The sequence below is a fragment of the Tautonia plasticadhaerens genome (genome assembly GCF_007752535.1).
In the GTDB taxonomy this organism is placed as follows: Bacteria; Planctomycetota; Planctomycetia; order Isosphaerales; family Isosphaeraceae; genus Tautonia; species Tautonia plasticadhaerens.
Window position 1 is genome coordinate 2,852,203 of the sequence record NZ_CP036426.1, and the last position, 19,462, is coordinate 2,871,664.

General features: G+C 71.9%; 15 protein-coding genes. 10 read left to right on the top strand and 5 right to left on the bottom strand.

Features of this window, described 5'->3' with window-relative positions; genetic code table 11:
* Positions 1 to 186: 186 nt before the first annotated feature.
* The 5 genes from ElP_RS11085 (at position 187) to ElP_RS11100 (ending at position 6,838) form a co-directional block, all read left to right on the top strand.
* Positions 187 to 1,584: an ISNCY family transposase gene (locus tag ElP_RS11085; protein WP_145269250.1), complete on the top strand. Its 1,398-nt coding sequence runs from the start codon at positions 187 to 189 to the stop codon at positions 1,582 to 1,584.
* Between the two features lie 180 nt (positions 1,585 to 1,764).
* A protein-coding gene (locus ElP_RS11090) for an IS630 family transposase (RefSeq protein WP_145267429.1) occupies positions 1,765 to 2,903 on the top strand; the annotation gives its coding sequence in 2 pieces (ribosomal slippage) (positions 1,765 to 2,203 and positions 2,203 to 2,903; 1,140 coding nt in all).
* Positions 2,904 to 3,336: 433 nt separating this feature from the next.
* Positions 3,337 to 3,567 (top strand): hypothetical protein, encoded by a 231-nt coding sequence (locus tag ElP_RS37860; RefSeq protein WP_197446890.1) that lies wholly within the window; start codon positions 3,337 to 3,339, stop codon positions 3,565 to 3,567.
* Positions 3,568 to 3,725: 158 nt separating this feature from the next.
* Positions 3,726 to 5,300, top strand: a complete 1,575-nt coding sequence (locus tag ElP_RS11095; RefSeq protein ID WP_197446891.1) for a TolC family protein — start codon at positions 3,726 to 3,728, stop codon at positions 5,298 to 5,300.
* A 35-nt stretch (positions 5,301 to 5,335) separates the two neighbouring features.
* Complete coding sequence (locus ElP_RS11100; protein WP_145269254.1) at positions 5,336 to 6,838, top strand: TolC family protein; 1,503 nt, start codon at positions 5,336 to 5,338, stop codon at positions 6,836 to 6,838.
* Between the two features lie 39 nt (positions 6,839 to 6,877).
* On the opposite strand, the gene ElP_RS11105 is transcribed toward ElP_RS11100, so the two are convergent.
* From ElP_RS11105 to ElP_RS11125, 5 genes are all read right to left on the bottom strand, one after another.
* Entirely contained in the window at positions 6,878 to 8,047 is a 1,170-nt protein-coding gene (locus ElP_RS11105; RefSeq protein WP_145269256.1) for a hypothetical protein, read from the bottom strand.
* A 160-nt stretch (positions 8,048 to 8,207) separates the two neighbouring features.
* The gene (locus ElP_RS11110) at positions 8,208 to 8,792 is read right to left on the bottom strand and encodes an HPP family protein (RefSeq protein ID WP_145269258.1); all 585 of its coding nucleotides are present in this window, start codon (positions 8,790 to 8,792) and stop codon (positions 8,208 to 8,210) included.
* Positions 8,789 to 10,096 (bottom strand): formamidase, encoded by a 1,308-nt coding sequence (gene fmdA, locus ElP_RS11115; RefSeq protein ID WP_197446892.1) that lies wholly within the window; start codon positions 10,094 to 10,096, stop codon positions 8,789 to 8,791. Before fmdA ends, ElP_RS11110 begins: the two co-directional genes overlap by 4 nt.
* Before the next feature lie 44 nt (positions 10,097 to 10,140).
* Positions 10,141 to 13,014, bottom strand: coding sequence for a molybdopterin oxidoreductase family protein (locus tag ElP_RS11120; RefSeq protein WP_145269260.1), 2,874 nt, complete (start codon positions 13,012 to 13,014; stop codon positions 10,141 to 10,143).
* 750 nt (positions 13,015 to 13,764) lie between these two features.
* Entirely contained in the window at positions 13,765 to 15,036 is a 1,272-nt protein-coding gene (locus ElP_RS11125; RefSeq protein ID WP_145269262.1) for an IS701 family transposase, read from the bottom strand.
* Positions 15,037 to 15,174: 138 nt separating this feature from the next.
* Between ElP_RS11125 and ElP_RS11130 the strand changes: the two genes are divergently transcribed.
* The 5 genes from ElP_RS11130 (at position 15,175) to ElP_RS11145 (ending at position 18,999) form a co-directional block, all read left to right on the top strand.
* Positions 15,175 to 15,915 (top strand): helix-turn-helix domain-containing protein, encoded by a 741-nt coding sequence (locus ElP_RS11130; protein ID WP_197446893.1) that lies wholly within the window; start codon positions 15,175 to 15,177, stop codon positions 15,913 to 15,915.
* Positions 15,916 to 16,560: 645 nt separating this feature from the next.
* A complete protein-coding gene (locus tag ElP_RS11135; protein ID WP_145269264.1) occupies positions 16,561 to 16,992 on the top strand; it encodes a hypothetical protein in 432 nt (143 codons plus the stop codon).
* Positions 16,993 to 17,023: 31 nt separating this feature from the next.
* Complete coding sequence (locus ElP_RS11140) at positions 17,024 to 17,452, top strand: helix-turn-helix domain-containing protein (protein WP_145269266.1); 429 nt, start codon at positions 17,024 to 17,026, stop codon at positions 17,450 to 17,452.
* 144 nt (positions 17,453 to 17,596) lie between these two features.
* On the top strand, positions 17,597 to 17,845 hold the full coding sequence (locus ElP_RS37865; protein ID WP_197446284.1) for a hypothetical protein: 249 nt from the start codon (positions 17,597 to 17,599) through the stop codon (positions 17,843 to 17,845).
* Positions 17,842 to 18,999, top strand: coding sequence for an ISKra4 family transposase (locus ElP_RS11145; protein ID WP_197446285.1), 1,158 nt, complete (start codon positions 17,842 to 17,844; stop codon positions 18,997 to 18,999). The genes ElP_RS37865 and ElP_RS11145 overlap by 4 nt, the downstream gene beginning before the upstream one ends.
* Positions 19,000 to 19,462: the final 463 nt, after the last annotated feature.

The following is a 19,462-nucleotide window of genomic DNA, read 5'->3' on the forward strand; positions in this document are numbered from 1 at the left end:
CTCGGGAGGTCCGATGGGACTCACGAATGATCGCTCGTGTACCCGAAGCCATTGCGGCGTAGAAGAGAGGACCGACCTGCGCTGTAGTACTAGTTACTGGTGCGAAATAGGCACGTTTCCTGGCCTCTGGTACGCTGATGGCATACCCGGGAACCGCACCAACCGGACCGCTGGAACATCGGAGCCATGCTCGGGAATCGATATTCCCGGACCGACCTGTTCGCCTTGGTCCCCCAGCTCGACCTCCGCTTCGAGCCGCAGCTGGAGCAGCTCGACCGCCTGCTCGACGACGACGAGCTGTTCGACCGGGTCCGCGACGACCTGGCGCGCCGCCACCCCAAGACCCGCTCCCGCGGCCGGCCCTCCACCCCGGTCGAGGTCATCCTCCGGATGCTGGTGGTCATGCGGCTCTACGGCTGGAGCTACGCCCAGGCCGAGTACTTCGTCAACGACAGCCTCGTGCTCCGGCAGTTCTGCCGGGCCTACCTCGAGAAGGTCCCCGACGACACCGCGCTGATCCGCTGGGCCAGCACGATCGGCCCCGAGACGCTGCAGGCGCTCAACGACCGGGTCGTCCAGCTGGCCCGCGGCCTGAAGGTGACCCGCGGCCGCAAGCTCCGGGTCGACACCACGGCGGTGGAGACCGACATCCACTTCCCCACCGACAGCGGCCTGCCGGGCGATGGCGTGCGGGTCGTCTCGCGGCTGCTGCGGCGGGCCAAGGCGGCCCTGGGCGAGGCGGCCGCCGGGCTGGGCGAGGCGTTCCGCAGCCGGGTCCGCACCGTCCGCACGCTGTCCCAGCAGCTGCACCGCCTCGCCCGCCGCAAGGGGGATCAGGGCCGCGCGGCGATGAAGGCGGCCTACGGCCGGCTCATCGCCACGGCGAGGCGCACCGGCGCCCAGGGCAAGCGGGTGCTGAAGGCCCTGCGGGGGCGGGCCGACGAACCGGCGACGCGGCGGCTCGCCGCCCGGCTCGAGGAGGTCCTGCCGCGGCTGAGCCAGGGGATCCGGCAGGCCGAGCGACGGGTGCTCGAGGGGGAGTCGGTGCCGGCCGGCGAGAAGCTGCTCTCGCTCTTCGAGCCGCACACGCAGGTGATCCCCCGGTTCAAGGCCGGCAAGGCGGTCGAGTTCGGCCGCAAGCTGCGGCTCGACGAGGTCGAGGGCGGGCTGATCAGCGGCTACGCCATCCTGGAGCGGGGCGGCGGCCAGGACCAGCCGCACCTGCCCGACAGCCTGGCCAACCACCGGCGGCAGTTCGGCCGGCCGCCGGACCTGCTGGCCGGCGACCGGGGGCTGGAGTCGGCCGAGAACGAGCGGCTGGCCCGAGAGGCGGGGGTCAGGCACGTGGCGTTGCCGCACGTCGGCAAGGCGCCGCCGGGGCGTCGGGCGGAGGAGCGGGGCCGGCGATTCAAGCGGGCCTATCGGTTCCGGGCGGGGATCGAGGGGCGGATCCACGTGCTGCGGCGGGATTATGGGTTGAAGCGTTGCCGGTACCGCGGCGAGCGGGGCTTCGGCCGCTGGGCCGGCTGGGGGATCCTGGCCCACAACCTGGCGAAGGTCGCGGACGCGGGGGCGAGCAGGTAAGCCGGGCAAGGCGGCGGGGAAACCGTCCGATCCGACCGGGGTCGCGTCGCGGGGCACACGGAGATCCAGCGACCAACACACATAATTTCGCACCAGTAACTAGTGAAGCGTCACTCGCTGATTTTCGGGTAAAATGACCCCCCTTGTCCGGCCGCATCGTGGCTCGCCGGGGGGGTTGCCATGGCAAAGAAGTACGTCCTGAAGCTGACGGCCGAAGAGCGGGCCGAGCTGGCTCGCCTGGTCCGCAAGGGCAACATCGCCGGCTGGAAGGTGCAGCGGGCTCAGGCCCTGCTCAAGTGCGACCAGGGGCCCGACGGGCCGGCCTGGCCCGACGCGAAGATCGCCGAGGCGTTCGGCGTCACGACCCGCAGCCTGGAGTCGTGGCGCAAGCGGGCCGTCGAGCACGGGCCGATGGCGCTGCTGCAGCGCAGGCCGCGGACCCCGTCGGCGGTCCCCAAACTCGGCGGCGAGAACGAGGCGCGGTTGACGGCCCTGGCCTGCTCGCAGCCGCCCAGGGGCCTGGCCCGCTGGTCGCTCCGGCTGCTGGCCGAGCGCCTGGTGGAGTTGGAGGTCGTCGCGGCGGTCTCGCACGAGACCGTCCGCCGCTCTTTGAAAAAAGCGCGCTGAAGCCGTGGCTCAGGCGGATGTGGTGCATCCCGCCGGAGCAGGACGCGGCCTTCGTCTGCCAGATGGAGCAGGTCCTGGAGGCCTACCGGCGCCCGTATGATCCGAGGCGCCCCGTCGTCTGCATGGACGAACAGCCCAAGCAGCTGATCGCCGAGGCGCGGCGGCCATCGCCGGCGGCGCCCGGACGCCCGGCCCGGGTCGACTACGAGTATGTCCGCGAGGGGACCTGCACGGTGTGGATGTTCGTCGAGCCGCTGGCCGGCTGGCGCGACGTGCGCGTGACCGAGGCGAAGACGGCCGTGGACTGGGCCCACCGGGTGCAGCGGCTGGTGGACGACCCGCGCCACGCCGAGGCCGAGCGGATCACGCTGGTCTGCGACAACCTCGTGACCCATTCGCTGGCGTCGCTGTACAAGGCGTTCGAGCCGGCCGAGGCCTTGCGGTTGGCGCGGCGACTGGAGCTGGTGCACACGCCGAAGCACGGCAGCTGGCTGAACGTCGCCGAGATCGAGCTGTCGGTGTTGACGCGGCAGTGCCTGGACCGGCGCATCGCGGTGCAGGACGAGGTGGCCGGGGAGGCCGGCGCCTGGGGCGAGCGCCGGAACGCCAAACAGGTGGGCGTCGAGTGGCACTTCACCACCGAGGACGCCCGGATCAAGCTGAGGCACCTCTACCCGAAGATTAACGAGTGACGCTTCACTAGTACTAAACGGCCCGGAGCCGAAGAGACCCAGGATCGCCGCCAGGATCAGGGCCGCCATGACGGCCCAGGCGACCCGCTGGACGACGACCATGTGCCGCTGGAAGCGCTGGTCGGTGTGGATCTGGAGCCGGCCGATCGCGCGCCGGGGCTCGGCCATCGTCTCACCCCCCCTCCGGTCCGGGTCGCCGGGCGGGCGATCATGCCCGTTGCCCCGCGGCCCGGCAGATGCACGCCCGAGGTGCGAGTCCCGTTCCAAAGGCGCCGGGCCCTCGGCAATCGGCTCGGGACCGTCCCCGACCGCGACGCGGCCAGGAGATCGAGGCGATGAAGGTCCGATTCGATGAGGCGAGCTGGAGGAGTACCTCCAGGTCGCCCAGATCTGCGGGGGCACGGCCAACGACCTCTACAGCTTCGCCAAGGGGGTGGCCCAGCGGACGGTGGCCAGCCTGGGGACCGAGCGCGATGTCTCGGAGGAGGAGGCCGAGCACGTGCTGAACATCCTGCTGTCCCTGCGCGACACCACGGCCGACGCCGCCCTCGGCTATTCCCGGGCCCTGCAGCGGATCGACGCAATGGTCGACCGGGTCGAGCCGGCGACCGGCAAGGCCGTCTCCAGGCAGCGGCGGTCGCGGCCCAGGACGCCTCGGGTCTGATCGAGCCCGGGGCGTCGCGGGTGCGCGAGGCCGGGTCGGTTTGGTTGGAGGAGGAACGTGAATATTCCGATAGAACGGTTGATCCGCCTGGGATGATCGAGGCGGTCGTGCCGTCGCCCCGGCCCCACGGCCAATCGCCGACCTCGGAGGCTCGTGGGATGGGACGTCCGAGACGCCTGGCAGTGATGGCCGTCGCGGCCCTCGGCCTGCTGCTCGTCGCCGACGCGCGGACGGCCCGGGCCCAGCGGTCGCTGCTCGACGAGCTGATCCTCATCGCCACCCGGGGGACCGAGCGGGGCGTCTCCGTCGGGCACGAGCGACAGTGGCTCGACCCGCCCCCCCCCCACGCCCGGCAATACGAGCGGCCGGTGCCCGAGGAGCGGATGCAGCTGGAGGCCCGCGAGGTGCCGCTTCCCCGCGAGGGCGTGGCGCCTGTCCCGGGCGGGCCGACGGGGCGGCCCCCGGGCTCCTCCGGCGGTGGGTCGACGATCGTGGCGTCCTCCCGCCGGCTGATGGTCCCCGAGGGCCCGGAGGACGAGGGGCCGCCCGACGGCCTGACGCTCGACGCGGCGATCGACCAGGTCGTCCGGGCCAGCCTGGAGCTGCACACCAAGTCCTTCGAGATCCCGATCGCCGAGGCCGACGCCCTGCAGGCCCGGCTGCCCAAGAACCCCTGGCTCTTCGGGGTCGCCCAGGGCGTCCCCTACGGCAACTACCGCGAAGGCAAGCCCGGCGAGATCCAGTACGGCACCACGATCGTCGTGCCCGTCGACCTGACCGGGAAGTACCGCGCCCAGGGCGCCGCCGGCGACCAGGCGGTCGCCGTGGTCCGGGCCCAGTTCCGCGACGCGGTCCGCCGCGAGGTCGACGAGCTGTACCATCGCTGGGTCGAGGTGCTCCGCGCCCGGGAGGCGGCCCGCTTCGCCCGGGCGACCGTCGCGCACCTCGACCGGACGATCGCCGAGGCCCGCGACAAGGCCCCGGAGCAGCTCGATGCCCTGGAGATCGAGCGGGACCTGGCCTCCTACCAGGCCGGGCAGGAGGACGACCACATGAAGGCGGCCCTCCGCGACCTGGCGGAGACGCTGAGCCTGCCGCCCGAGGCGGCCGAGCACCTCCGGATCCGCGACCTGCTGCGCCGCCGCGTCGACCTGCCGGACGACGCCGCGCTCATGGCCCTGGCCCTGGAGCAACGCCCGGACCTGGTCGCGCTGCGCGAGGACGTCGGGCGGGCCCGGCTCGACGTACGGGTGGCCAAAGCCCGCGCCATCCCCGACATGTGGGTCCTCGGCACGCCGTTCCAGTACCGCCAGCACCCGATCGAGGGCGAGCGGGACTCGGTGGCCTGGGGCGGCGGCCTGCTGGCGACCATCCCCATCATCGACCGCAACCAGGGGAACGTCCGGCATGCCGAGCTGACCGTCGGCAAGACCATGGGCGAGCTGCGGACGATCGAGCGCCGCGTGGCCGCCGAGGTGGGCCTCGCCGCCGAGGAGGTGCGGACCACCGGCACGGACCTCGACCAGCTGGAGGGCCGGATCCTGCCGCTGATCGGCCACTATCGCCGGCAAATCCATGAGAAGTACCTCGTCGGTCAGGTCGACGACGAGGCGTATGCCGATGCCCTCAAGCGGGCCCACACCGCGGCCTCGAAGTACCACGAGACGCTCGTCCGCCATCGACGGGCCCTGCTGCGGCTGAATACGGCCCTCGGCTGTCGCTTCGCGCCCTGACCGCCGAGCCCGCAATCCCCCGGAGGGTTCCCGCCATGGATGGACGCCGGTCGACGGCGCATGCCGCGCTCGCCGTGCTCCTCGTCGCGGCCCTCTCGGGCCCTGCGGCGGCCCAAGGGCCGCCCATCCCCGCGCCGGTCCTGCCCGCGCGGGTCGGCCCGCCCTCCTCGGACGCCGGGGCGACGATCCCCGCGCCGATCGTGGTTCGGGTCGGGCGGCCGGGACACGGGCCCGGTGGGCCTCCTGCGCTCCCCCCGGCGCTGCCCCCCGACGCGGTCCTCGGCGACACCGGGCCGAGCCTGTCGCCCCTGGTCGTGATCCCTGACGGGCCCGAGGACGAGGGGCCGCCCGACGGCCTCTCGCTGGAGGCCGCCGTCGCGACCCTCCTACGCCGCAGCCCGCTGCTGCAGGCCCGGGCCTTCGAGATCCCGATCGCCCGGGCCAATGCCCTGCAAAATGGCCTGCCGAAGAACCCGTTCATCTTCCTCGGAGTCGAGGGCATCCCCTACGGCAACTACCGCGAGGGCAAGCCCGGCGAGATCGCCTACGACTTCACGCTGGTCAAGCCGTTCAGCATCACGGGGATCCCCCGGAAGCACGGCCGGGCCGGCCTGCAGGGGGTGCGGGTCATCGAGGCCCGCTACCGGGAGGAGGTCCTCCTGGAGGTCGAGTGGCTGCACCACCTCTGGGTCGAGGTGCTCCGGGCCCGGGAGACCGGCCGCTTCGCCCGCGCGACGGTCGAGGCGCTAAAACGGACGCTGGCCGAGGCCCGCGACCGCCGGCGCCCCGAGGACCTCGACGCGCTGGAGGTCGAGCACGCGCTGATCTCCTTCATGGCCGAGGAGGAGCGGGCGCGGCTGCGGGCGGCGTACACGTCGCTGGCCGAGGCGCTGGGCCTGCCGCCCGAGGCGGCCGAGGGCCTGGCGATCCGCGACCGGCTGCACCGCCGCGCCGATCCGCCGCCCGACGGGGGCCTCATCGGCATGGCCCTGGAGCATCGCCCCGACCTGTCGCGGCTTCGGCAGGAAATCCACCACGCCGAGCTGGAGGTGGACGTCGCCCGGGCCGCGGGGGTCCCGGAGATCTACCCCCTGTTCGCGCCGTCGGACTACGCGCAGCACCCGGTCGAGGGCGAGCGCGGCTCCTGGAGCTGGTCCTCGGGGGCGTTGGTGCCGCTGCCGATCCTCAACCGCAACCAGGGGGACGTCCGGCACGCGCAGCTCAATGTTGCCCAGCTTCGGGCGGAGCTGGAGCTGATGCAGCGTCGCGTGGTCACGGAGGTCCGCAACGCCGTCGAGGAGGTCCGCGGCTCGGGCAGGGACCTCGACCTGCTGGAGCGGCAGATCATCCCCCGGGTCCGGCAATACCAGGCCCGGGCCCGCGACCGCTACCTCGCCGGCGAGATCGACGACGAGGCGTACCTCGCGCACCTCCAGGAATATCAGGAGGTGGCGATGGAATACCGGGATGCCCTCGTCCGCCACCGTCGCGCGACCCTGCGGCTCAACACGGAGGTCGGCTGCCCGGTCCTGCCCTGACCCGGCCCGACGGGGCGGGCCGGCTTCAGAAGCTCCGGGTCAGCGAGAACTGGAGCTGGTAGTCGAAGGGCTGCGGGCCGGCGACCGGGACGAGGACGCCGCCCAGCACCCCCAGTTGCCCTTCTCGCCGAGGCCGAACCGGAAGCCGGGCTGGAGGTAGACGTCGTCGATTGAGCCGGCGTTGCCCGCCACGTCGGAGAGGACGTCGGCCGTGAGGTGGACGACCAGGTCCTTGAGCGCCGCCTCCTTGCCGGTCACGTAGCGGCCGACCGAGAGCTGGTTGACGAGGACCGTCGTGCCCGAGGAGGGGGCGGTCAGGATGTTGATCGAGGTCCCGCCGCGGGCGACCCACTTCGGCGCGAAGTTCCACCAGAACTCCAGGGCGGGGGTGACGTAGTTGATCCCCGATCCGTTCTCGAAGTTGCCGGTCGGGATGCGCTCGCCGACGGCCGCCACCAGGCTGAAGTCGCGCCGCTCGACCAGGTGGAGGCGGGCCTGCACGCCCGTGTCGCCCCAGTTGCCGCGATAGCCGGAGTCGGGGCCGATCCGGTTCGAGGTGATGAACGCCGTGCCGAAGAGCACCTCCATCCGGGCGCTCAGCGGGAGCAGCACCACGGTGTAGCCGGCGTACTGGTTGCCGGGGACGGTGGACGGCTTGACCGGGAAGAAGGGGAAGCTGGGGTTGAGGAACAGCGCCCGGCTCTCGGAGAGGTTGTTGGTGTAGAAGAAGCCGGTGTCGACGAACCGGCCGAAGGTGCCGGCGGGTGTGCCGATCCAGTTCTGCTTGGGGGCGCCGTTGGTGCCGGGGGGTGCCTTGGCGAAGGGCGTGTCCCAGCCCTCGGTGAAGAAGGTGTGCAGCGAGAGCGGGCTCCAGCACTCCTCCGGGGCGGGGCCACAGATCGACTCGGCGATGACCCCCAGCGGGCCCATCACCACGCGGGGCGGGCTGGAGACCAGGGCGGGCGGCGGCCCCGCTCCCGTCGGGCCGCCGGCCTGCTGGTAGCCGGCGGCCTCCACGAGATCGAGCAGGGACGAATGGCCCTGCGGTTGGGAGGACATCCCGACGTCCCGGCCTCCCGCCGGCGACTGGGCGTCGGCCGTCGTGCCCCACGCGACCATCGCGGCCAGGCCGAGGACGACGGCCAACCCGGCCCCGGCATTCGGCCTCGACCGGCGTGCGATCCGGTCCATGGCGAAGGACGTGTCCATGAACTCCTCCTCGACGTTCGCCCATCCTGGGCATGGATCGACCCGGCCCGGCCCGGCCGTCGGGGAGAAGATCGGCCCCGGGCGGGCCGGAAATCATGGAAACGCGAGGATATGAGCGAAGAGGGCCGCCGCGACGTGCCCGGCGGCCCTCCTCCTCGGATCATCCCACAAGGTCGCCCGCGGCCGGGCCCTGGCCGCGGGAATCCGGGGCCGGGAAGATCGAGCGGCGGAGCCACCGGACGCCCTCGCCGAGCACGGCGAGGATGAGCACCCCGGCGGCGACCGTGCCGGCGGTCGTCCAGGTCGGCGGGAAGCCGCCGAGGGCGACCAGCAGCATGGTGGCCGCCGCGGGCGGGTGCGAGGCCCGCAGCAGGCCCAGCCCGAGCATCGTCAGCACGGTCGCCAGCGTCGCCGCCCCGACGCGGATCGGCACCAGCTCCCTGGTGGCCAGCACGCCCGGGGCGTCGGACGCCCCGAGCAGCAGGACCGCGACCACGCCGGCCGCCAGGCCGACGAGATGCCCGACGACCGTGTTGTAGGACCGCGCCGACTTGTCCCCCGGCTTCTCGGCCTGGAGGAAGGCCGACGGCCCGAGGCTGGGGAACAGCCACGGCTGGCCTGCCGCCACGCCGATCAGCCCGATGGCCGCCAGCAGCGAGCCGACCGCCAGCGGGGCCCAGATCAGGTCGGGGACCGCCACGCCCGGCCGGCGGCCGCCGGCCCCCCCTTGCCCGTTGGTGCTCATCGCTCGCCCCCGGCCCCGGGCAGGATGTCCCGATCGAAGATCGCCGTCGGCAGCTCGACGGTCAGGAAGGCGTTGGGGATGTCGACGATCCCCGCCACCCGGCCGACGATCGGCGCCGCCCCCAGCAGCAGGTACGCCTGCTGCGGCGAGTCGTCCAGCACCGTCGTCAGGTAGCGGATCGCCGAGAGGCAGGCGTTGCGGTAGGCGACGTTGGCGTCGAGGTAGGTCTGCGTCCCGTCCTCCTTCACCGACAGCCCGCTGAAGCAGAGGTAGTCGGAATGGTGCGGCTCCAGCGGGCTGCGGGCGATCATCGGGGTCGTCTGCTGATAGAGCGCCATGCCCCCCTTGATCAGGTCGACGCCCAGGTGGATCCAGCCGGCCATCTCGATGGCGCCGCAGAAGGTGATCTCGCCGTCGCCCTGCGAGAAGTGCAGGTCGCCGACCGACAGGTTACCGCCCTCGACGTGCACCGGCAGGTAGATCCGGGCGCCCCGGGTCAGGTTCTTCATGTCGATGTTGCCGCCGCTCTCGCGCGGGGGCACGGTGCGGGCGCACTCGCGGGCGATGCGGTCGCGGGCGTTGCCCGAGGCGGTGCCGGCCAGGGCGTAGTCGGGGCTGGGCGGGTAGGCCAGCGGCGGGACGCGGTCCGGGTCCGTGTCGATCAACGCCCTCTCGCGGGCGTTCCAGGTGTCGAGGAGCTTCGGCGGGGGGGCCGTCACTAGCTGGCCCGGGTGCGAGAGGCCGGCGAACTTCACGCCCGGCAGGTGCCGCGAGGTGGCGTAGACGCCGTAGAAGTCCCAGACGGCCTTGTGGGCGTCGGGGAAGTGGTCGGTCAGGAAGCCACCGCCGTTGGTCTTGGGGAAAATGCCGGTGTAGCCCCAGCCGCGCATCGGGCCGATGTCGAGGACGTCGACCACGAGCAGGTCGCCCGGCTCGGCGCCCTTGATGCGGAAGGGCCCGCTGAGCATGTGGACGGCGTGCAGGTCGGCGTGGGCGTCGTCCTCGGCGCTGTCGTTGTTGCCGACCTGGTTGTCGGTCCACTCCTGGCACTCGACGCGGAACTCGTCGCCCGGGGCGACCTCGACGACGGCCGGGATGTCGGGGTGCAGGCGGTTGTGGCCGGGGATGGGCTGCTCGGCCATCTTCCGGTCGGGGTCGACGTGGAAGAGGGTCCGCACGCCGAGGTCGTGGGCCGGGTGGCCGTGGCCGAGGTCGGGCGGGGCCCCCTGGGCGGCCCCGGCGGGCACGGCCCCCAGGCCGGCGGCGCCGAGCAGGTCGCGTCGGTTCATGGCCGGTTCACTCATCGAGTCTTCCTCCGCTCGGGCCCGGCCGGGCCGTTGAGTCCGGGTCACGACGGGACGATCAGCGCCTGGGGCGCCACCTGGTCGATCCGCGTCCGCAGCCAGGCGATCTGACGGTCGTTCTGGGCGCCGCAGCGGCCGCAGATGGCCTTCAGCTCCTCGTCGCGCAGGCCGAGCGACACCTGGCGGAGCACCTCCCAGGAGACGTGCGACTCATTGGCCAGCAGCCAGAGGTCGTGCAGGTCGCGCAGCAGGCCCAGGCCGCCGCTGCGGTCGCCGCGGAAGAGGGCGTCGGCCAGCCGCCGGGGCTCGGCCTCGCGACGGGAGGAGTAGCGTTCGACCACCGGGCCGAGCGCCTCGACGTGTGAGCGCGACCACGACGCCAGGAGGTCGCAGAGGGTCTTCATGCCCGGCTCGATGTCGTGCCGGCCGCCGACCCGCTCGAACGCCTCGGCCAGCGCCTCCTCGCTGGTGAGGACCATGCCAATGTAATCGCCGAGCTTGCGGTCGCTCGGGGCCGCCTTCGACCCCGAGCCGGGCGTCGGCACGGCCGAGGCGACCGCCCCGGCGACCGAACGCACCACGCCGACGGCCGCCCCGGCGGCGTCCTTCGCCTTGTCGAGCGTGCCGACCTTGCTGAGCCGCGCGGCGGCATACTTGAAGTGCGGCTGCTTGCTGGCCGGGTCCCAGGTCGGCAGGGTCAGCTCATTGGCGGCCGTCGGCCGGTCGGGGCTGTTCAGCGCGCCGTAGTGGAAGGGCAGGAACAGGTGATCGGGCAGGATGTCGCCGAGCTGGGCGGGGGCCCGGACCGTGCCGCGTCGCGTCTCGACCTCGACCAGGTCCCCCTCGGCGATGCCCAGGCGGGCGGCGTCCCCGGCGTTCATCTGGACGAAGGCGTCGGGGGCGGCGTCGTGCAGGGCCTTCGACCGGCCGGTCTTGGTCCGGGTGTGGAAGTGGTAGACGACGCGGCCGGTGGTGAGCATCATCGGGTAGTCGACGTCGGGCACCTCGGGCGGGGGTTGGTACGCGGCCGCCTTCAGGATCGCCCGGCCCTTCGGGTCGCGGGAGCGGTACTCCTGCTCGGTGTAGGCGGCGCCGGTGACGAGGTCGTGGCCGAACGAGCCGCAATAGTCCGGGTCGGTGCCGAAGGTGTGGTCGGCGTAGAGCCGCGGGGCGCCCTCGGGATGCTCCTCGGTGACGGGCCATCGGATGCCCGAGCTGTCCCTGAGCGTCTCGTAGGAGACGCCGCTGTAGTCGCACGGCCGGCCCTTCGAGCATGCGCGCCAGGCGTCGAAGGCGCCTTCGGGGTCGGACCACTTGATGAGCGGTTTGCCGTCCTGGTCGCGGAAGTCCATCCGGCGGGCGAAGTCGAGGAAGATGTCGAGATCCGACCTCGCCTCGCCCGGCGGCTCGACGGCCTTGAGCGACAGGTGCACGGTGCGGTCGGTGTTGGTGAACGCGCCTGTCTTCTCGCCCCAGAGGGCCGCCGGCAGGACCACGTCGGCGTACCGGGTCGTCTCGGTGGGGAAGGCGTCCTGGACGACGAGGAACAGGCCCTCCTTCCCCAGGATCTCGCGGATCCGCGGCAGGTCGGGCATCGAGACGGCCGGGTTGGTGGCGATGACCCAGAGGAAGGAGATGGAGCCCTGCTCGGCGTAGCGGAAGATCTGCATCGCGTGCGTCGGCGGTGCCCAGTGGGGGATGGTGTCGATGTGGACGTTCCAGAGCCGGGCCAGCTCGGCGATGTGCTCGACGTTGCCCCAGTTGCGGAAGCCGGGCATCTCGCCGTCGGCGCCGCACTCCCGGGTGTTCTGGGCGGTCGGCTGGCCATTCATCTGCAGCACGCCGCAGCCGGGCTTGCCGATCATCCCGCGGATCAGCTGCATGTTGTTCACCTGCACGGCCGCGGCGCTGGCCTGGTTGGACTGGTAGAAGCCCTGCAAGACGCCCGACATCAGCCGCTCGGCCGTGCCGAGCACGTCGGCCGCCCGCCTCAGCGTGTCGGCCGGGATGCCGGTGATCTGCTCGACCCGATCCGGCGTGTCGGGCTCGACACCCTCGCGGAGCTGGTCGAAGCCCATGGTGTGCCGGTCGATGAAGTCGCGGTCGATGTGGCCGGCCTCGATGATCAGCCGGATCAGCCCGTTCATCACCGCGACGTTGGTGCCCACGCGAGGGGCGAGGTGGACGGTGGCGTGCCGGGCCGTCTCGGTGACGCGGGGGTCGATGACCACCAGCTTCGGCGGCTCGGGGCCGGCGAGGCGGTCGAGCAGCCGCATCCAGAGGACCGTCTGCTGCGAGGCGGCGTTGTGCCCGGCCAGCAGGATCGTGTCGGCCTGGTCGTAGTCCTCGTAGGAGGAGGGCTGGCCGTCGACGCCGAAGCTCTCGAGCAGGGCGCGGGCGGCGGTGGCGGTGCAGAGCCGGGTGTTGCCGTCCATGTGCGGGGTGCCCAGGCCGGCCTTGCCGAGCACCGCCAGCGTGTAGTACTCCTCCAGGAAGAGCTGGCCGGTGCTGTAGATGCCGATGCCGCCGGCCGTCTGCCGTTCGATCGTCCGGCGGGCGTTCTCGACGATCAGGCCCATCGCCTCGTCCCAGCTCGCCTCGACGAGCTCGCCGTCGCGGCGGACCTGGGGCCGAGTGAGGCGGTCGGGGGCGTTGTTGGCCACCCAGCCGTTGAGCCCCTTGGGGCCGAGCCGGCCGCGGTTGACGTGGTCCTCGGCCCGGCCGCGGACGCCGACGATGCGGCCGCCCGTGACGCCGATGTCCAGGCCGCAGCCGTTGGAGCAGAGCACGCAGCAGGACTGGACCCAGCGCTCGGCCTCGTCGTCGGAGCGCTCGTCGAGCCGCTCGGGCCACCGGCGGGGGCCGACGTAGGGGGCACGCGGGCCCCAGATGTTCTGGATGCTGTCCCGGGTCTGCATGGGGGTCCCTCCGGGGTCGGGCCGCGTTTGGGCTCGCCGCGGGCCCACCGCCGCGAGCCGGCCGACGGCACAACTCGATCACCTCGGCCGAGGTGCAGCAATTTCCCGGCCATGGTCGCCAGAAACCTCGCCCGTCCCGGGGACGAGCCGATCGAGTCCCATTCCCTCGCCGCAGGGAAGTCATGGACCGCCGGCCGCTCACCGCGGTGCGTTTCTGCCCCCAACCACGCAGACGCTCCCAAGGCCCAAGTGGATCCGACGTGGCCGATGAGACGGAAAACCCGGGAATTCCGGCCTCAAATCGAATTTAATAAGAAATTTGAATATTTCTGATTTATAAATATATTAGTAATTCAAACACGATGACGCACCATCAGCCCTTCAGCCACGACTCCTGCACGCGCGAACAGAATCCGGCAATCGGTCCAAGAAGTATTTCGCCTGCGATCCGGCCATCAGATTTCCGAAGGTTTAATTGACAGCTTGAGCCGACTCCCCTTTCGACCCTTCGGGTGAACCCACCGGCCAATCTCGTGTCGACCCTTGCGAAGCCACCCGATCCCGTCTCGCTAACCACCTTAGATTGAAATGTACAGGTTGGGCCCGCAAGCCGAGGTTCTAGAGGCGCCTAATGCTACTCCGTTAGCTTCGATCTACCGTGGGCGAGCCAGGGCCGACAGTACGCGCAGTCGTGTCGGCTGACCGGGGCCAGCAGACGCTGCAAGGCACGGCGGACCGCCGGCAGCGTGATCACCGGACCTCGGCCTCCCCCTTTTTCCCCGGCCGGGATCGCCCCCGACGGGTTCGGTGTTGCTCCAGGGTGAGGAAGCCGAAGGCCAGCATCACCAGGCAGGCGTGGTGGTGGAAGCCCCGCCACGACCGCCCCTCGTGGTGGTCCAAGCCGAGTTCCTCCTTCATCTGCTGGTAGCCGAGCTCCACCGGCCAGCGGCTCCGCCACAACCGGACCGCACGCAGCCGGCTCGTGTCCGCCGGCAGGTTGCTGAAGGCATACTTGAGCTTCCCATCGGCCTGCTCTTCGATCAGCAGCCAGATCGGCTCGGCCATGGCGCACTGCCCCGTCGCCCACCCCTGGCCCGGCCAAACCCGCAGCCAGGCGAAGCGGCCCCACATCGGCCCCTTGGTCCCCTCCCGCCAGGTGACCTTCCGCCGCGGCGTCCGCGCCGCCAGCTCCTTCAGGCTCACCGGCCGGGGCGAGCCCTCGGCCAGCCGGGGCCGCTTCTGCGGGCGGCCGCCGGTGGCGGCGGCCGGGGCGACCCACCGCGGTTGCTCGGTGAAGACGACCATCTCGTCGGTGACGCCGACGATGTAGTGCAGCCCACGTGCGGCCAGGCCGTCGCGGGACGGCCCCGAGACGCCGTAGCCGCTGTCGGCCACCACCAGCCCGCCCGGCAGCCCCTCCGCGCGGACCCGGTCGAGCAACTCCAGCGCGATCTGCCCCTTGGTCAACGGCCGACGCTGGTCCTCGGGCACCCCGGCCTTGTCCAGCCGCGGCTCGTCGCCCAGCCAGCTCTCCGGGAGGTAGAGCCGCATGTCGAGCGGATAGTGGCCCTTCGGGCTGACGTAATGGACCGAGACGGCGCACTGGCAGTTGGCCTTCTTGCCCAGCACCCCGCAGTACTGACGCTGCACGCCGACGGAGCGCGTTCCCTGCTTGGGGAAGGTGGTGTCGTCGATCGCGAAGATGCCGGCCGGGTCGGCGAAGTCCGCCGCCATCGTGGCCCAGTAGCGCTTCGGGACCGCCTGTTCGTCCCAGGTGCTCTGGCCGAGGAACTGCTGCAGGGCCTGGTCGGGGTCGGAGACCTCCAGCCCCGCCGGCGGGGGGACCCGGGCGGCCATCGGCTCGGCGCTCTTGCGGTCGCCGTCCTGGATCAGGCCGCGGAGGTAGACGCCGCACCAGGCGGCCTGGCGCGGGCGGTTGAAGTCGTCGCGGAAGCCGGCGGCGTAGGCGGCGAGACGGTCGAGCACGTCGGGGGCGAGTTCGGGAGTGTAGGTCCGGTTCATACCTCCTGTACGAACCGGCCCGGTCGATCGTTCGTAAGAGCTAACGGAGTAGCACTAAGTGGTGCATCCGGCAAGAGGACTGACGCCCGCGGTCTGACGTAGGAGGGGTGTGGCCTTCGCGCGAAGGGAGGTGCACCCATGACCCTCACCCAAGTCACGCCCCGCGAACTGACCCCCGAGGGACGTCAGGCCCTCCAACAGCTTGCGTCCTCTCGGACCGCCCAGGCCCGCCTCGTCGAGCGGGCCCGGATCCTCCTGGCCATCGCCGACGCAAGGCGACCCAGCCAGGTCGCCGAGGGCCTGGGCGTCTCCCGGCCGACGGTCTACACCTGGAGCCATCGCTTCGATGACCGCGGGCTCCACGGGTTGGAGGACCAGCCCCGGGCCGGGCGCCCACCGACCTATACGGCCGAGCGACGCGCCGAGGTGATCGCCGCGGCGTCGACCGACCCGAGGAGCCTGGGCCTGCCTCTCGCGTGCCGGGCGCCCGATCGCCTGCAAGCCTACCTCAACGAGCAGAGGGGCATCCCGATCCGGCGCAGCCGCATCGACGAGCTCCTCCTGGCCGAGGGCCTGCGTTGGCGCCATCAGGGGGCCTGGTTCGGCGAGCGGGTCGATCCCGCCTTCGCCGAAAAACGGGGATCATCGAACGGCTCCACACGCCGCCGCCGCCGGGCTCCGTCGTCGTCTGCCCCGACGAGATGGGGCCGGAGAGCGCCAAGAGCTTCCCGGGCCAGCGACTCGTCCGGGCCGAACCCCGGGCGGGGGCCGAAGGACAAGCCCGAGCGGCCGAACGAGCCCGGCAGGAGGTCGACTACGGCCGCCGCGGCGAGGGGTACATCTTCGGCGCGTTCCGCCCGGCCACCGGCGAGGCGATGACCCGCCCGTACCCGAGCCGGAGTGCGGCGAGCCGGGCCGACTTCCTCGCCCGGCACAGCACCATCACGCTGACGATGGACCGCTATACGCACGTCGACCAGGGCGACGTGGCTGGTGCCCTCAGCCGGGTCTCGCTCTTCGCTCCCCAGAAACCCTCCGCGGAGGAGCTGGGGACCCCTTCCGTCCCGAGATTGGACGGATCAGTACCCCCTTCCGCTTGCACTGGCGCTTGCACAGAACTTGCACAAACGCCTGTCCCGTCCTGTCCCGAGTTTTCGCCCGATGGCACGGACGGGACGGCGGACGGAGACGAAGGAGAGTGCCACAAAGCAAAGGGGGACAAGGAGATTGGCACCCCTTGTCCCTCTTTGACGCCGGTTGACAAGCGGAGGGGGAGGGATTCGAACCCCCGGAGCCGTTGCCGGCTCAGCGGTTTTCAAGACCGATGGCGGGATGCCGCAAGCAACCCAAAGTCAACGGTTTACGGCTTGCCCCGGATCCGGTTGCCCCTCATTTGCCCCACGACATCCGTAGGACTTCTCCGGACCTGGCCGAAGTCGTTGACGCCTGGCCCGAGCTGCCCGAGGCGATCCGGGCCGGCATCCTTGCGATGGTCCGAACCTCCTCGGGTGGACGGGGGGAGCGATGAGCCGCTCAAGGACGCCCGACCCCGAGGCCATCCGAGCCCTCCTCGAAGCCCTCCGGGCGGGGAGCTTCCCCGGGCCCGCCTGCCGGGCCGCCGGGATCAGCCGGAGCACCCTTCGCCGATGGCTGGAACGGGGACGCACGAAGGACGGGCACGACGCCCCCTATCGGGCCTTCCGGCGAGACTACCGGGCCGCGATCGCCTCGGCCGCGATCGCGGCGTTGGACTCGATCCGCCGCGCCGGGTCCGAGGGAATCCCCGGCTTCTGGCAGGCCAGTGCCTGGCTCCTGGAGCGTCGGTTCCCGGCCCGATGGCGGAGGAAGGACCGGGCGCCGGACCCGTCGCCACCGAAGCCCCACTCGCAGATGACCGACGCGGAGCTTGACGCCTACTGCCATCGTCTCGGCCTGCTCGACGAGCCGCGTCGGTGAACCCTTCTCCCCTCGATGGTGAGCCCGACACATGCCACGCCCCACCAAGTTCACCCCCGAGATCGGCGAGTCGGTCCTCCGCCATCTCGCCTCGGGCCGCTCCCGACGGGAGACGGTCGAGGCCCTGGGGATCGGTCGTCGGACCCTTCAGGACTGGCTCCGCCGGGGACGGGCCGGGGAGCCCGGCCTCGCGGCCTGGGCCGAGCGGGTCGATCGGGTGGCGACCCTGATGCACCGGCAGCGGGTCCGGGCGACCTGGGATCGCCTCGAGGCCGAGTCGAAGGAGCGCTGGATGCGGTTCAAGCGGGCCCGGGAGGAGTACTGGATGGAGCGGCTCGGGCCGCTCGAGTTCTGGAGCCGTCGGCTGGCGTGGCTGGCCGAGCGAGGGCGGTGGGAGGCGTACCGACGGACACTCGAGCGGCTCAGGACCGAGGGTTTCCGCACCGACTGCACACCATAAGAAAAGGAACCAATGGGAAATCAAGGTGGCCGCCCCAACCTCTACACGGGTGGGCGTCTCGAAAGTAGGTGGGAAATCCCGTACAACAGGGGTGGCTGATGGGATCGACGGATTTCACCCACAACCTCGCACGGACATCCCGCCATGCGCACCCCCGATTCGGGCCTGACCCCGGAGCAGGCCGCCGACGCCGAGCGGATCTACCAGGCCCTCCACGCCGCCTCCGAGGAGGACCATTGGCGGATCGCCCAGCTCCTCGCCTCGCGGGGCGACGACCGACTCTTCGGGCAGACCGAGCACGAGGTCCGCGACCTCGTCCACAAGACCGGGGCCAAGGCGATTCAGGCCGCCCTCGACGGGCGGAAAAAGGGGGGTACCGGGGGTCGAGCGTGAGCTGCCCGACCTGCCTCGAGCCGGCCAAGTTCATGGGCCACCGTCCCCGCCGGGTGGTCAGCCTGCTCGGGGCGGTACGGGTCACCCGGGCGTACTACCACTGCCCCCACTGCCACGGCGGCTTCGCCCCCGGCGACGCCGTGATGCGGGTGCCCGAGGCGGCGCTGACCCCGGCGGCCTACGAGGTCGCCTGCCTGGCCGGGGCGCTCTCGGCGTTCGCCGAGGCGGCCGAGGTGACCTTGCCGAAGATGGCCGGGCTGCGCCTGGCCGAGTCGACGGTCGAGCGGGCCGCCGAGGCGGCCGGGGCCGAGGTCGGCCGGCGGCTGGCCGCCGGGGAGGTCTTCGGCGGGGCCCGCGCCTGGCACTGGCACAAGGACGCCGAGGGCAAGACCTGCGCGTACGTGGCGGCGGACGCGACCGGGGTCGGGCAGCAGGGCGAGGGCGGGTCGTCGGCCGAGGGGCGGATGGCCACCGTGGCGATGGTCTACAACCCGGTCCCCGAGGTGTCCGCCCGCCGGGCGCGGCCCGACGGCCCGCCGCCCCGGTTCCGGGCCCGCTACGTGGCGGGGCTGTGCGGCGTGGCCCCCCTGGGCGAGCCGCTCCGGCGGCAGGCGGCGCAGGTGGGGATGGACCGGGCCGAGCGGTGGATCGCGCTGACCGACGGGGGCAGCGGGCTGGAGGGCTGGGCGCGTGCCAACTTCGGGAGGGTCGAGGCGGTGATCCTCGACTTCTACCACGCCGCCGAATACCTGGGGGGCCTGGCCCGCGCCCTGTTCCCGGGCGACGACGAAGCGCGGGAGGGCTGGCTGGGCGACTGGTGCCACCGGCTGAAATACGAGGGCGGCCCGACCGTACTCGAGGCGTTGCGAGGCCTGGAGGTGCGCGGCCACGCGGCGAAGGAAGCACGAGCGGAGGTGGTGCGGTACTTCACCAACCAGGCGCACCGCATGGACTACCCGGGCTACGTGGCCAAGGGTTGGGCGATCGGCTCGGGGCCGGTGGAGGCGGCGTGCAAGACGGTCATCGGGCAGCGGATGAAGGGCTCGGGGATGAGGTGGGGCGCCGACGGGGCCGACGCCCTGAGCCACTTGCGGGCGTTGTTCAAGAGCGGAGATCGGCAGTGGGACGCCTTCTGGTGCCCCACACCGAACTGATTCCACCTACAAACGAGACGCCCTCCCCCTCTACACCCCGAGTCGGCTGGTCGCCCTCTTCCGGGGGATCGCCGATGGCCTCTCCCGGGACTGGGCGGCGGAGGAGGCCGGCATCAGCAAGCGGACCCTGCAACGCTGGATCAAGGCCGGCCGCGCCGGCGATCCTCGCTATGCCGAGCTGGCCGAGGCGGTCGCGACGGCCGAGCGGCTGGCCGGCTGGGGTCGGGAGATCGCCCCGACCTTCAGGGAGCTGTTCCGACGCCGGGTGATCTGACGCCGCCATCCCGCCTGAAACCGAGGGAGAACGGAATGGCGGGTGCCAGGACCGGGGGCGTCGGGGTTCCGGCGCCAGCCATTCCACAGAACTGCAAAGGAATAGGAGGGCGCCGGTGCCAGAACGGGGGGCCCGAAGGGGACCGATTTCGGGGGGTGGTTCTGGCGTCGCGTTTCGCTGAGAGCAGCG

Excerpts from the sequence above, each read along its gene's own strand:
- ElP_RS11085 (WP_145269250.1), top strand. The coding sequence starts at position 187 with ATGCTCGGGAATCGATATTCCCGGACCGACCTGTTCGCCTTGGTCCCC.
- ElP_RS11095 (WP_197446891.1), top strand. The coding sequence starts at position 3,726 with ATGGGACGTCCGAGACGCCTGGCAGTGATGGCCGTCGCGGCCCTCGGC.
- ElP_RS11100 (WP_145269254.1), top strand. The coding sequence starts at position 5,336 with ATGGATGGACGCCGGTCGACGGCGCATGCCGCGCTCGCCGTGCTCCTC.
- ElP_RS11105 (WP_145269256.1), bottom strand. The coding sequence starts at position 8,047 with ATGGACACGTCCTTCGCCATGGACCGGATCGCACGCCGGTCGAGGCCG.
- ElP_RS11110 (WP_145269258.1), bottom strand. The coding sequence starts at position 8,792 with ATGAGCACCAACGGGCAAGGGGGGGCCGGCGGCCGCCGGCCGGGCGTG.
- fmdA (WP_197446892.1), bottom strand. The coding sequence starts at position 10,096 with ATGAGTGAACCGGCCATGAACCGACGCGACCTGCTCGGCGCCGCCGGC.
- ElP_RS11120 (WP_145269260.1), bottom strand. The coding sequence starts at position 13,014 with ATGCAGACCCGGGACAGCATCCAGAACATCTGGGGCCCGCGTGCCCCC.
- ElP_RS11125 (WP_145269262.1), bottom strand. The coding sequence starts at position 15,036 with ATGAACCGGACCTACACTCCCGAACTCGCCCCCGACGTGCTCGACCGT.
- ElP_RS11130 (WP_197446893.1), top strand. The coding sequence starts at position 15,175 with ATGACCCTCACCCAAGTCACGCCCCGCGAACTGACCCCCGAGGGACGT.
- ElP_RS11135 (WP_145269264.1), top strand. The coding sequence starts at position 16,561 with ATGAGCCGCTCAAGGACGCCCGACCCCGAGGCCATCCGAGCCCTCCTC.
- ElP_RS11140 (WP_145269266.1), top strand. The coding sequence starts at position 17,024 with ATGCCACGCCCCACCAAGTTCACCCCCGAGATCGGCGAGTCGGTCCTC.
- ElP_RS37865 (WP_197446284.1), top strand. The coding sequence starts at position 17,597 with ATGCGCACCCCCGATTCGGGCCTGACCCCGGAGCAGGCCGCCGACGCC.